The sequence below is a fragment of the Nonomuraea sp. NPDC003707 genome, assembly GCF_053587055.1.
The window spans coordinates 149,060-161,401 of sequence record NZ_JBSFNK010000011.1 but is presented as its reverse complement, the minus strand read 5'-3'; the positions used below and the strand labels follow the sequence as shown (position 1 = coordinate 161,401).

The 12,342-nt window shown below is 70.9% G+C and carries 14 protein-coding genes; 9 read left to right on the top strand and 5 right to left on the bottom strand.

Annotated features, from left to right (window positions below; translation table 11 throughout):
• Positions 1-141: 141 nt before the first annotated feature.
• Both moaA and ACWDRB_RS28630 read left to right on the top strand, forming a co-directional pair.
• Positions 142-1,131, top strand: a complete 990-nt coding sequence (gene moaA, locus ACWDRB_RS28635; RefSeq protein WP_449898669.1) for a GTP 3',8-cyclase MoaA — start codon at positions 142-144, stop codon at positions 1,129-1,131.
• A gap of 4 nt (positions 1,132-1,135) precedes the next feature.
• Positions 1,136-2,113: an NTP transferase domain-containing protein gene (locus tag ACWDRB_RS28630; protein WP_449898667.1), complete on the top strand. Its 978-nt coding sequence runs from the start codon at positions 1,136-1,138 to the stop codon at positions 2,111-2,113.
• Between the two features lie 303 nt (positions 2,114-2,416).
• Here ACWDRB_RS28630 and ACWDRB_RS28625 read toward each other — a convergent pair whose 3' ends face one another.
• Complete coding sequence (locus ACWDRB_RS28625; RefSeq protein ID WP_350735295.1) at positions 2,417-2,731, bottom strand: DUF3099 domain-containing protein; 315 nt, start codon at positions 2,729-2,731, stop codon at positions 2,417-2,419.
• A gap of 99 nt (positions 2,732-2,830) precedes the next feature.
• Here ACWDRB_RS28625 and ACWDRB_RS28620 point away from each other — a divergent pair, with 99 nt between their 5' ends.
• Positions 2,831-3,043: a dodecin gene (locus ACWDRB_RS28620; protein WP_350735297.1), complete on the top strand. Its 213-nt coding sequence runs from the start codon at positions 2,831-2,833 to the stop codon at positions 3,041-3,043.
• A 124-nt stretch (positions 3,044-3,167) separates the two neighbouring features.
• Positions 3,168-3,725, top strand: a complete 558-nt coding sequence (locus ACWDRB_RS28615; protein WP_397370043.1) for an arsenate reductase/protein-tyrosine-phosphatase family protein — start codon at positions 3,168-3,170, stop codon at positions 3,723-3,725.
• A 54-nt stretch (positions 3,726-3,779) separates the two neighbouring features.
• Here ACWDRB_RS28615 and ACWDRB_RS28610 read toward each other — a convergent pair whose 3' ends face one another.
• Both ACWDRB_RS28610 and ACWDRB_RS28605 read right to left on the bottom strand, forming a co-directional pair.
• Positions 3,780-5,150, bottom strand: coding sequence for a metallopeptidase TldD-related protein (locus tag ACWDRB_RS28610; RefSeq protein ID WP_449898663.1), 1,371 nt, complete (start codon positions 5,148-5,150; stop codon positions 3,780-3,782).
• Positions 5,147-6,643 (bottom strand): TldD/PmbA family protein, encoded by a 1,497-nt coding sequence (locus ACWDRB_RS28605; RefSeq protein ID WP_397370045.1) that lies wholly within the window; start codon positions 6,641-6,643, stop codon positions 5,147-5,149. Before ACWDRB_RS28605 ends, ACWDRB_RS28610 begins: the two co-directional genes overlap by 4 nt.
• A gap of 77 nt (positions 6,644-6,720) precedes the next feature.
• On the opposite strand from ACWDRB_RS28605, the gene ACWDRB_RS28600 reads away from it, so the two are divergent.
• Entirely contained in the window at positions 6,721-7,416 is a 696-nt protein-coding gene (locus ACWDRB_RS28600; RefSeq protein ID WP_350735304.1) for a beta-ketoacyl-ACP reductase, read from the top strand.
• Between the two features lies 1 nt (position 7,417).
• Positions 7,418-8,182 (top strand): enoyl-ACP reductase FabI, encoded by a 765-nt coding sequence (gene fabI, locus ACWDRB_RS28595; RefSeq protein ID WP_449898659.1) that lies wholly within the window; start codon positions 7,418-7,420, stop codon positions 8,180-8,182.
• A 97-nt stretch (positions 8,183-8,279) separates the two neighbouring features.
• On the opposite strand, the gene ACWDRB_RS28590 is transcribed toward fabI, so the two are convergent.
• Both ACWDRB_RS28590 and ACWDRB_RS28585 read right to left on the bottom strand, forming a co-directional pair.
• Complete coding sequence (locus tag ACWDRB_RS28590; protein ID WP_449898657.1) at positions 8,280-9,110, bottom strand: hypothetical protein; 831 nt, start codon at positions 9,108-9,110, stop codon at positions 8,280-8,282.
• Between the two features lie 136 nt (positions 9,111-9,246).
• Complete coding sequence (locus ACWDRB_RS28585; protein ID WP_350735310.1) at positions 9,247-10,194, bottom strand: aldo/keto reductase; 948 nt, start codon at positions 10,192-10,194, stop codon at positions 9,247-9,249.
• Between the two features lie 124 nt (positions 10,195-10,318).
• Between ACWDRB_RS28585 and ACWDRB_RS28580 the strand changes: the two genes are divergently transcribed.
• From ACWDRB_RS28580 to ACWDRB_RS28570, 3 genes are read left to right on the top strand one after another with little or no spacing between them, the layout of a single operon-like run.
• Positions 10,319-11,005 carry a histidine phosphatase family protein gene (locus ACWDRB_RS28580; protein WP_350735311.1) on the top strand — a complete coding sequence of 229 codons (687 nt, stop codon included), beginning with the start codon at positions 10,319-10,321 and terminating at the stop codon, positions 11,003-11,005.
• 9 nt (positions 11,006-11,014) lie between these two features.
• Positions 11,015-11,563, top strand: a complete 549-nt coding sequence (locus ACWDRB_RS28575; RefSeq protein ID WP_355200806.1) for a DUF3090 domain-containing protein — start codon at positions 11,015-11,017, stop codon at positions 11,561-11,563.
• Positions 11,560-12,327 carry an SCO1664 family protein gene (locus ACWDRB_RS28570; RefSeq protein ID WP_350735314.1) on the top strand — a complete coding sequence of 256 codons (768 nt, stop codon included), beginning with the start codon at positions 11,560-11,562 and terminating at the stop codon, positions 12,325-12,327. The genes ACWDRB_RS28575 and ACWDRB_RS28570 overlap by 4 nt, the downstream gene beginning before the upstream one ends.
• Positions 12,328-12,342 lie beyond the last annotated feature (15 nt).

Genomic DNA, 12,342 nt, shown 5'->3' with positions numbered 1-12,342 from the left:
CGTTTCTCGCGGTTCTGGCCTGTTCGTGTGGAATCGATCTAGGGCGCAAAGTGTTGTCGTGCGGTGAAGGAGTGATTTTGAGCGTCGCCGGACAGGCGTCGTAGTCTGGCCCTCTGGCGAACGAACAGGAGGTGACGCCCCATGTTGCGAGACTCGTTCGGACGGGTGGCGACGGATCTGCGGGTGTCCCTCACGGACAAGTGCAATCTGCGCTGCACGTACTGCATGCCGCCCGAGGGCCTCGACTGGCTCCCCAACGCGCAGCTCCTCACCGCCGACGAGATCGTCCGCCTCGTGACCATAGGCGTCGAACGCCTGGGCATCACCGAAGTCCGCTACACCGGCGGCGAACCGCTCATCAGGCGCGAGCTGGTCGACATCGTCGCCCGTACCACCGCCCTGAGCCCCAGGCCGCAGGTCTCGCTGACGACCAACGGCATCGGGCTGGCCCGGCTGGCCGAGCCGCTGGCCGCCGCCGGGCTGGACCGGGTCAACGTCTCGCTCGACACGCTCGACCGCGACACGTTCAAGCGGCTCGCCCACCGGGACCGGCACGCCGACGTGATCGCCGGTCTCGCCGCCGCCGACGACGCGGGCCTGCGTCCCGTCAAGGTCAACGCAGTGCTCATGCGCGACCTCAACGACCACGAGGCCGTACCTCTGCTGCAGTGGTGCCTCGACCGGGGCTACGAGCTGCGCTTCATCGAGCAGATGCCCCTCGACGCCCAGCACGGCTGGACCCGCGAGGGCATGGTCACCGCCGACGAGATCCTCGACCGGTTGTCGGGCGGGTTCGACCTCACGGTGGACGACCAGGAGGAGCGCGGCAGCGCGCCGGCCGAGCGGTTCCTCGTGGACGGGGGGCCCGGCCGGGTCGGGGTGATCGGGTCGGTGACGCGCCCGTTCTGCGGGTCCTGCGATCGGGTACGGCTCACCGCCGACGGCCAGGTGCGCAACTGCCTCTTCGCGAGGGAGGAGTCAGATCTGAAGACGCGCATGCGCGAGGGGGCCTCCGACGAGGAACTGGCCGAACGCTGGGTCGCCGCCGTGGCAGGCAAGCGCGCCGGCCACGGCATCGACGACCCGTCCTTCCTCCAGCCGGCCCGGCCCATGTCCGCCATCGGCGGCTGACGGCGTGGCGCCCTCGGCCGAGAGCCCGGGTCAGCCGGCCTTCGACGCGGTGATCCTGGCCGGGGGAGAGGCGCGCCGGCTCGGCGGGGCGGACAAACCCGGCCTCACCGTGGGCGGCAGATCCCTGGTCGAGCACGTGGTGACGGCCGTCGCGGACGCCCGCACGACGATCGTCGTCGGCCCCGAGCGCCCGATCCCCGGCGTGGTGTTCGTCCGCGAGGACCCGCCGAGAAGCGGCCCCGTCCCGGCTCTGGCGGCAGGACTGAACGGGGTCACCGCCCCATGGGTGGTCCTGCTCGCGGGCGACCTGCCGCTCATCACCGCCCCCCACGTCACAGCCCTCCTGAACGCCGCCACAACCCAGCCACCCAACACCACGGCCGACCCCGCCCCGCCGACCGCCACGGCCGGAGACCCAGCGCCCCAGCCGCCCGCCGCCCCCGCACGGCCGACGTCGCGGGGTGTCGTGGCGTCGGCGTCCGGAGATGCCCGGGAACCGGCCCCCGAGGAGGGGCAGGTCGGTGGGGTGGTGATGGTGGATGACGGCGGGCGGGAGCAGTGGCTGGCCGGGGTGTGGCCGACGGCGCGGCTCAAGCGGGCCCTGGCCGCCTACCCGGGCCGCTCGCTCAAGGGCCTGCTCGGCCCCCTCACGGCCGTACGGCTGGCGTTGCCGGGAAGGCCGTGGTTCGACTGCGACACAATGGACGACCTGGAGGAGGCTCGTATGAACGTGCTCAACGAATGGACTGTCCTGGCCTGCGAGGAGCTGGGCATCGACCCGGCCACCGTGGACCGCGACCTGATTCTCGATCTCACCAAGGAGGTCGCCCACGGCGTCGCGAGACCGGCCGCGCCCCTGACGGCGTATCTGCTCGGCCTCGCCCAGGGCGCCGGGACCGCCCCCGACGACGCGGCGGCGAAATTGATCACATTGGCGAAGAACTGGGGACAGGCCACAGCCGAGACGCTGACAGACAGCTGACACTCGAACGAACTCTTGAAGTCAAGCCGCCCTCCCGCCTGAAGATTTCCTGTGAATAACGAGGCGGGAGGGAGTGCAAACGGTTTCGGGAAAGCGGCCCTATCCGACTGCGGTCGGCGTCGCCAGCTGATCAAAAACTTCCGGGAAAGGGCGACGCCGGGTGGTTACGGGGGCAAACCACCCGGCGTCGCGTCATCGGCGTTCCGACGGGGGCCCGGAACGCCGGCACCAGCACTCCGACGGGGGACCGGAGCGCTTGCCTAAAGCGTACACCTACAACCCGTGGGATGCGTCAAGACTTAGTCACGACCCGATCTCGCGTCGATGCAGCGGTATCTCGGTTTGGTTAGCTTCAGGGGTGTCAAAGGTAGGCGGAGGGGCAGCCTTCCCTCTCTCATTGGCCCCGATTACGGCTATGTATGGCAAAAAGACTGCAGCGGCGATGAACAGCAGCCGGTACGGCCACGGCACCGGCACCACGACCGCCAGGATCAGGCAGATCGTCCGGATGCCCATCTTGATGAGGTAGCCGATCTCGCGCTTGCGGATGTCGTCCGTCAGCGACGGCTTGGCGTCCGTGACCTGGTGGACGTCTGGTCTCCTGCGCCACCCCTTCATGTCTTCCACCGTAGACCTGGAACAGGCCGGGTGCGACAGCGCCCCGGTGCGGGAACAGGGGTCATGCGATCATGGCCTTTGAGTAAGGAGGATGTGGAGATGACGGATCGAACGTACCGGGTGACCGAGATCGTCGGAACGTCGGGGGAGAGCGTCGACGAGGCCATCCGCAACGGCATCAGACGGGCCTCGCAGACGCTCCGTCACCTCGACTGGTTCGAGGTGACGGAGATTCGCGGGTACATCGACGCGGGAGAGGTCGCGCACTTCCAGGTCGGCATGAAGGTGGGCTTCCGCCTCGAGGACGCCTGACTCGAAAACACCTCAACGGGCCGCGTACGGCTCCCTGACGGCCGTAGGGGGCCCGTGCAGGCCCCGGGGATCGGAGAGCCGTCCGCCCGCCCCTCGCCGGAGGTGAGAGGTTAGATTGGCCGGTGTGAGTGTTGAGTTCCGGATCCTGCTGGTGTGCACGGCGAACATCTGCCGTTCCGCCATGGCGCAGGTGATCGCCGAGGCGATGCTCAACTCCGCGCACCTGCCCGTGGCGACGGGGAGCGCGGGGGTTCGCGCGCTGGTCGGCCGGCCGATGGCCCCCCACGCGATCACGGCCCTCGACCGGCTGGGCCTGGACGGCCGGGCGCACCGTGCCCGGATGCTGGACCACGACCTGGTCAGCTCGGCCGATCTGCTGCTGACGATGGAGGCCGGGCACCGGGCCGTGGCCGTCGGGATCGCCCCCGAGGCGGAGCGCAGGACGTTCACGCTGCCGGAGTTCGCCGAACTGGCGACCGGGGCGGGGCACCGCCGTTATCGCTCGGACACGGCCGAACGGGCGCGGGCGATCGTCGAGTCGGCCGCCGAACGGCGCGACGCGCGGCGGGCGCCCGAGGTGTACGACCCGTACGGCGGCCCGTACGAAGGCTACGAGGCGTGCACCAAGACCCTCGGCGAGGCTCTCAGCCACGCCCTGGGCGCACTCCTGGGCCCCCGCTGATCACGGGCTGATCATGGGGGCCGCGCCCGGGATTGGGCGCGGCCATCGGGAAGGTCAGCTGGCCTGGCTGACCGTGGACATGTTGAAGTCCGGCACCCGCACCGCCGGCATGATCGTGCGCTGGAAGTAGTCGTTCCACTCCCGGGGCAGCGTGCGCCCGGTGGCGCCCACCTCCGTCAACCGCCCGAGCAGGTCTACCGGGCTCTCGTTGAAGCGGAAGTTGTTCACCTCGCCCACGACCTCCCCGTGCTCGACCAGGTAGACCCCGTCCCGGGTCAACCCGGTCACCAGCAGCGTCTGCGGGTCGACCTCGCGGATGTACCACAGGCAGGTGACGAGGAGACCGCGCTCCGTGGAGGCGATCATCTCCTCCATGGACCGGCCGCCCTCGGGGCCCGACATGATCAGGTTGGAGATCCCGGGCGTCACCGGCAGGCCGCTCAGCTCCGCCGAGTAGCGGGTCTGCAGCAGGGCCTCCAGGGTCCCGTCCTTGATCCAGCCGGTCGGCCCCAGCGGGAGCCCGTTGTCGAAGACCGAGCTCTCCCGGCTGGAGGCGTGCGCCGTGACGAACGGCGCGCACGCGATGCCCGGCGCCGACGGGTCGCTCGACAGCGTGACGGGCAGCGTGCCCAGCCGCTCGCCCACCCGCGTGCCGCCGCCGGGCTTGGAGAACACCGAGCGCCCGTCGAGCGCGTCCCTGGCCCCCGCCGACCAGAACAGGTAGATCATCAGGTCGGCCACCGCGCTCGGCGGCAGGAGCGTCTCGTAGCGCCCGGCCGGCAGGTCGACCCGGGTCTTGGCCCACTCCAGCCGCTGCGTCAGCGAGGCGTCGAGCGCCGCGACGTCCACGTCTCTGAAGTCCTCGGTGGACACGCCCGTCCACGCCGAGCGCTTCAGGTCGGCCGACTTGGCGTTGAGCTCCAGGCGCCCGGTCGGCTGGTCGTGGCGCAGCCGCAGGCCCGCGGACGTGCCGAGGAACGTCGAGGTCAGCGAGTGCTCCGCGAACCCGTACAGCTTCCTGCCGCCCGCCTCCGCCGCCGCGAACGCGTCGCCGAGCGCGGGCGCGAACCCCTCGAACACCCCGATGTCGGTCGGCTCGACGGCGGAGCCCCAGTGCGGCGACTGCGGCACGCCCTCGACGAGGGAGCGGGCGTCCTCCGCGGGCTGGGCCTCCCGCGCGGCCGCGTCGGCCGCCGCCACCACGTCCGCGAGCTGATCCTCGCGTACGGCGGCCCGCGACACGACCCCGACGCTCTGCCCCGCGATCGAGATCACGGTCAGCCGGGCGGAGCGGGCGACGCCGTTCGTGGTGAGCGTGTTGCCCGCGAACCGCAGGTTGGCCGTGGACTCCTCGTCCACCAGCACCACGCAGTCGTCGTTCGCCGAGAGCTCCAGAGCCTTCTCGACCATCTCCTGCGGCCTCATGCTTTGCCACCCTCCTGAACGGTGTTGAGGATCCGCACGCCCCTGAACAGCGCCGACGGGCAGCCGTGGCTGACCGGCGCGACCTGGCCCGGCTGACCCTTGCCGCAGTTGAAGGCGCCCCCGAGCACGTACGTCTGAGGCCCGCCGACGGCCTCCATCGACTGCCAGAAGTCCGTCGTGGTCGCCTGGTAGGCGAAGTCCCTGACCTGCCCGGCCAGCTTCCCGTGGGAGATCCGGTACGCCCGCTGCCCGGTGAACTGGAAGTTGTAGCGCTGCATGTCGATCGACCAGCTCTTGTCGCCGACGATGTAGACGCCCCGCTCGACGCCCGAGATCAGCTCGTCGGTGGAGGGCCCGTCCGGCGCGGGCGCCAGCGACACGTTGGCCATGCGCTGGATCGGCATGTGCCCCGGCGAGTCGGCGAACGCGCACCCGTTGGACCGCCCGAGCCCCTTCATCAGAGCCATCCGCCGGTCGAGCTGGTAGCCGACCAGGATGCCGTCCTTGACGATGTCGAAGCTCTGCCCCTGCACGCCCTCGTCGTCGTAGCCGATCGTGGACAGGCCGTGCGTGACCGTGCGGTCGCCGGTCACGTTCATCAGCGGCGAGCCGTAGACCAGCTCGCCCAGCTGGTCGAACGTGGCGAAGCTGGTGCCCGCGTAGGCCGCCTCGTAGCCGAGCGCCCGGTCCAGCTCGGTCGCGTGGCCGATCGACTCGTGGATCGTCAGCCACAGGTTGGACGGGTCGATGACCAGGTCGTAGTCGCCCGCCTCGACGGAGGGCGCCGCCAGCTTCTCGGCCAGCAGCTCGGGCAGCCTGGCCAGCTCGCCCTGCCAGTCCCAGCCCGTGCCCGTCAGGTATTCGTAGCCGCGCCCGACCGGCGGCGCGAGCGTCGACATGTCGTCGAAGCCGCTCTCGTGCGCCTTCATCGCGTTGAGCTTCGGGTGCACCCGCACCCGCTGCTGCGTGGTGACCGTGCCGGCCGTGTCGGCGTAGAACTTCTGCTCCTTGACCTGCAGCAGCCGCGCCGACACGTGGTCGGCGCCCTTCAGCAGGCCGGCCGACCAGTCGGCCAGCAGGCTCACCTTGTCGGCCGAGGAGACCTCGAACGGGTCGACGTCGTACTCTGACACCCACACGGCCTCGGCGTGCACCGGCTCGGGCGCCAGCTCGATGGGCTCGCGGTTGATCGGGGCACTCACCTCCGCCACCCGCACGGCCTGCTCGGCCACGGCCGCGGCGGCCTGCGGCGTCAGGTGGATGCCCGCCGCGAACCCCCACGTGCCGCCCTTGACGACACGCACGGCGTAGCCCAGGTCGTCGGCGTCCATGGCGCCTTCGAGCCGGGCGTCATAAAGGCTGAGCGTCTCGGCTCTGACGCGTTCGAGCCGGAAGTCGGCGTGCTCGGCGCCGAGTTCGCGGGCGCGTTGCAGGGCGGCGTCCGCCAGCTGCCGCAGCGGCAGCTCCAGGAAGTCGGGATCGATCTGGCGCATGTCCACGATCCTAACCCTGTGATCTTGTGCCACCCGGACAACCGCATACCCGCCGGTAGGAGATAGCGTCTGGTGCCATGGCACGCTCTGTACTCGTCACCGGGGGCAATCGCGGCATAGGCCTCGCGATCGCCCGTGAACTCGCCGCGGCCGGCGACGCCGTCGCGGTCACCTACCGATCGGGGGAGCCGCCCGAGGGCCTGTTCGGCGTGCGCTGCGACGTCACCAGCATGGCCGACGTCGAGGCCGCGTTCGACAAGGTCGAGGCGGAGCAGGGCCCGGTCGAGGTCCTCGTCTCCAACGCCGGCATCACCAAGGACACGCTGCTGGCGATGATGAAGGAAGACACCTTCACCGACGTCATCGACGCCAACCTGACGGGCGCCTACCGCGTGGCCAAGCGGGCCATCCGCCCGATGATGAAGCTCAAGCGCGGCCGGATCGTCCTCATCTCCTCGGTGGTCGGCCTGTCCGGCCAGGCCGGCCAGGCCAACTACGCCGCCTCCAAGGCCGGGCTGGTCGGCTTCGCCCGCTCCCTGGCCCGCGAGTACGGCTCGCGCAACATCACGGTCAACGTGGTCGCGCCCGGCTTCGTGGCCACCGACATGACGGCCGACCTCGACCAGGAGGCGATCGTCTCCCGCATCCCCCTCGGCCGCCAGGCGGCGCCCGAGGAGGTGGCACGCGTCGTACGCTTCCTGGCCGGCGACGACGCCTCTTACATCACCGGGGCCGTGATCCCGGTCGACGGCGGACTCGGAATGGGGCACTGACGTGGGAATTCTCGAAGGCAAGCGGATCCTCGTGACGGGCGTGCTCACCGACGCCTCGATCGCCTTCTCGGTGGCCAAGCTGGCCCAGGAGGAGGGCGCCACGGTGGTGCTCACCGGGTTCGGCCGGCTGAGCCTGGTCGAGCGCATCGCCAAGCGGCTGCCGGAGCCGGCGCCGGTGCTGGAGCTCGACGTCCAGAACAACGAGCAGCTCGACACGCTCGCGGCGCGGGTGGGCGAGCACGTGGACGGCCTCGACGGCGTGGTCCACTCGATCGGCTTCGCCCCGCAGACGGCGCTGGGCGGCAACTTCCTCAACACCACGTGGGAGGACGTCGCCACGGCCCTGCACGTGTCGACCTACTCGTTCAAGTCCCTCGCCGTGGCCTGCCTGCCCCTCATGAAGGAGGGCGGGGCGGTCGTGGGCCTCGACTTCGACGCCACGAAGGCGTGGCCCGTCTACGACTGGATGGGCGTGGCCAAGGCGGGCCTGGAGTCGTGCAGCCGCTATCTCGCCCGCGACCTGGGGCCGCACAACATCCGCGTCAACCTGGTGGCGGCCGGTCCGCTGCGCACCATGGCGGCCAAGTCGATCCCGGGCTTCAAGGAGTTCGAGGACAGCTGGCCGGCGAAGGCCCCGCTGGGCTGGGACCTGTCGGACACGATTCCGGCGGCCAAGGCGTGCGTGGCGCTCATGTCGGACTGGTTCCCGGCGACCACCGGCGACATCGTCCACGTGGACGGCGGCGTCCACGCCGTCGGCTCCTGATCCGAGGCTGTTGCGGGGTCTCGCGGGTCGCGGGGCCCCGCTTTTCGATGCGCGGGGGTTCCACCGGGCGCGGGCCCGCTCTTGGGTGCGCGGCCGCTCAGGCCACGCGGTGACGGCCGTTGCCGGCGCCGGGGCCGCTGCCGGCGCGCGCCGGTTCGAAGGGGATCGACTCCACCGGCTCCGTGCGCTGGCGCCGCTGCTGGACGATCCGCGTGGCCAGCACCGCCGACCCCAGCAGCGCGATCGTCAGCGCCGTCCCCAGCACGTCCGAGGCGGGCGGGCTGGGCCGTACCACCCGCTTGTCCTGCATCGGCAGGGTCAGCTCATGGGCGAACGGATTGGGCCACAGCAGGTCCACCCGCGGCTCGTCCGTGTCGGCCTTCGTCTCCTTCTCGATCACCGGCCGCCCCGTGTCCACGGTCTGCGGGCGCTGCTCCGGCGCCGTGGGCCTCTTGCTGGGCAGGGATTCCACGCCCCATTCGCGGGGCCGCGACGTACGCGAGGGAGAGGGGACGGGTGAGGGGGAGAGCTTCTGCATGTCCTCCTCGTCCACGCAGGCCTGCCCCGGCCGGCAGGCGCTGTCCTGAGGGTCGTCCTCCTGCCCCGTCCCGGGGGTGGAGGGCGACGCCGAGGACTTGGTGTCAGGCGTGGCCTTGGTGGTCGGCGCCACCTCTCCGACCCGGCCGAGCACCTCGTCGGTGGTGTCGTTCACGCCGTCCGTCACCTTTTTGGTGGTCCCGCCGGTCAGGGTGTCGACCGTGCCGGTGAGCGTGTTCACCACGTCGCACAGTGTGTTGGTCACCCCGGAGAGCAGGCCCCCGTCGCGCGTACAGTCCTGCGCGTCGGCCGCCGCGGCTGTCGCGGCCCCTGGGACGGCCGCCAGCGCCACCGCGAGAACTCCAGCCGAGATCGCGGCCCTGCTCCCCATCCGTCCCCTCCTGCGTCGCTTCCGGGGGAAATCTTTATGGACATCGGACATGAGACGCAGGCGTTTGGCAGGTAAAGTTGCGATTCGGTATCGAGTAGTGATACGCGAGGGGGTCTCTCGTTCCTGGGGCGAGGGGTCAGTCGAGTGACGACACGTCATCGAGGGCATCTCGGATCTCTATGGGCAGCACCACGTCCTCGGCCGTCAGGGCCCCCGTGAGCTGCGCGTGCGTACGGGCTCCGACGATGGCCGAGGCGACCCCCGGCTGATCGCGGACCCAGGACAGGGCGACCGCCAGCGGTGAGACGCCGAGCCCGTCGGCGGCGGTCATGACCGACTCGACGACGCTGCGGCTGCGCTCATCCAGATACGGCCGGACGAAGTCGGCGAAGTGCGGGGTGGCGGCCCGGGAGTCGGCCGGGATGCCGGTGCGGTATTTCCCGGTCAGCACCCCGCGGCCCAGCGGCGACCAGGCCAGCACGCCCACGCCCAGCTCGGCGGCGGCGGGCAGCAGCTCGCGCTCGGGCTCGCGGGCCAGCAGCGAGTATTCGGCCTGCGCCGAGGTGATCGGGATGCGGCCGGGGATCATCTTCTGGGTGACCGCCGCGACGGCCAGCTGCCAGCCCGTGTAGTCGCACACGCCCGCGTAGACGGCGCGTCCGGAGGAGACGATCGCGTCGAGCGCGGCCAGGGTCTCCTCCATCGGCACCTCGGCGTCGTACGTGTGCAGCTGCCACAGGTCGACGTAGTCGAGCCCGAGCCGGTTGAGCGAGTCGTCGACCGCGGCGATCAGGTGGCGCCTGGAGGCGTCGCGCGGCCGGCGGCCGGTCGGCGTCACCACGGCCTTGGTGGAGATCACCAGCTCCGAACGCGGCACCGAGTCGCGCAGCATCCGGCCCAGCAGCCGCTCCGAGTCGCCACCGGTGTAGACGTCGGCCGTGTCGACGAGATTGCCACCCGCGTCCAGGAACGTCCGGAGCTGGGCGGCCGCCTCGTCGGCGTCGGTGTCACGCCCCCAGGTCATCGTGCCGAGCCCCAGCCGGGACACCGACAGGCCACTGTGGCCGACATAGCGCTGCTGCATGATCCCGCCAGGTTACCAACAAGAAACCTGCTCATCGGGCTGACGCACCACTGTTGTTCGCGGTTGGCGCGGCGGCGGCGGCCCACGGTGAAATGTTGTGATCCACGCCTGAGACACTTGCCGGGTGACCACGCTGCTTTTGGCCCGCCACGGGCTGACGGACCTCACCGGCCCGGTGCTGGCCGGGCGTACGCCGGGGGTGCATCTGAGCGAGGCCGGCCGGGCGCAGGCCGAGGCGCTGGCCGCCCGCGTCGCGGGCGTCAGGCTGGACGCCGTCGTCTCCAGCCCTCTCGAACGCTGCCGGGAGACGGCCCACGCGGTCGCCGACGGGCGCGGGATGGACGTGCTGATCGACGACCGGTTCATCGAGTGCGGCTACGGCGGCTGGACCGGCCGCCCGCTGAAGGAGCTCGCCCAGGAGCCGCTGTGGCAGGTGGTGCAGGCGCATCCCAGTGCCGTGACATTTCCGGAAGGGGAGTCCCTGGCCGGTATGCAACACCGGGCCGTCGCGGCGGTCCGGGAGTGGAATCAACGCCTGGGGGAGAAGGCTGTCTACCTGGTTTGCAGCCACGGCGACGTGATCAAATCGATCGTCGCGGACGCTCTGGGCCTGCACCTCGATCACTTTCAGCGGATAACAGCCGATCCTGCGGCCCTGACCATCATTCGCTATGCCCCCCTGCGCCCCTTTGTTCTCAGGCTCAACGATATGGGGGAATTGCGGCTCCCCGAGGATTCGGAGGAGAAAGACGGGGGAGAAAACATCACCGGGAGCGATGCCGCCGTCGGCGGCGGACCCGGAACCACGTAAGGTCAGCGTATGCCGGTCTTCGACTACGACCCACCAGAGAGGTTCGTCGCCGGTGCCCTGGGGCAGCCGGGCGCGCGCGCCTTTTTTCTGCAGGCCAGGGCCGAGGGCAGACTGACCACGGTGGCGCTGGAGAAGTTGCAGGTCGCCGCCCTCGCGGGCAGGCTGGACGAGCTGCTGGACGAGGTGCTGCGCCTGAGCGGGGGCACCGCGCACGTCCCGGCGCTGGCCCCGGCCGACCTGGCCGACGACGCGCCGCTCGAGGTGCCCGTCGCCGAGGACTTCCGGGTGGGCACCATGGCGCTGGCCTGGGACGCGGAGAGATCGCAAGTGGTGATCGAGGCGCAGGAGGTCGTCGACGAGGAAGACGTCGAGGCCGCCGACCCCGCGGTGCTGCGGGTGCGCATCAGCGCGGGAGCCGCTCGCGCCTTCACCCAGCGGGCCCTCGAGATCGTCTCCGCGGGCCGGCCACCGTGCCCGCTGTGCGGACAGCCGCTCGACGCTTCCGGGCACGTCTGCGTGCGCCTCAACGGATATCGCGGGGGTGAGGCGGCTTCATGACCGCTCCGGAGAGCGAACCGGCAGTCAAGCCGTCCCGGCAGCCGCCGTCCATGCAGGAGGATGAGGCCCTCGCGCTGCTGCGCGACGGCCGGCTGGAGGTGGCCGGCCGCCTCGTCGAGGCCACCAACATGACGCTCTACTGCTCGGTCAAGCTGGGCTCCCGCTCGGCCGCCTGCGTCTACAAGCCGGTACGCGGCGAGCGCCCGTTGTGGGACTTCCCCGACGGCACGCTGGCCGCCCGGGAGGTGGCCGCGTTCGAGGTGTCGCAGGCGACCAGCTGGAACATCGTGCCGCCCACCGTCTACCGCGACGGCCCCTTCGGCCCCGGCATGGTCCAGCTGTGGATCGACACCGAGCGCGAGATCGACCTCCAGCGGCTGGTCAAGAGCCGAAATCCGCTGGTGCGCCGGATGGCGGTGTTCGACGCGATCGTCAACAACGCCGACCGCAAGGGCGGCCACCTGCTGCCGCTGCCCACGGGGCACGTCTACGGGGTCGATCACGGGGTCTGCTTCTCCGTCGAGGACAAGCTGCGCACCGTGCTGTGGCAGTGGCGCGGCAAGCCCCTCGCCCGCGAGGCGGTGGCCGTGCTGGCCAAACTGGAGCGCGACATCGAGTCCGGCGCCCTCGGGCGCAGGCTGCGCGAGCTGCTGAGCCTGGAGGAGGTCGAGGCCACCTGGCAGCGGGTCAGGCGGCTGCTGGACACCGGCGTGCATCCGTACCCCTCCGAAGGCTGGCCCGCCATCCCCTGGCCCCCGATCTAAAGCGTTCCCGGGCCC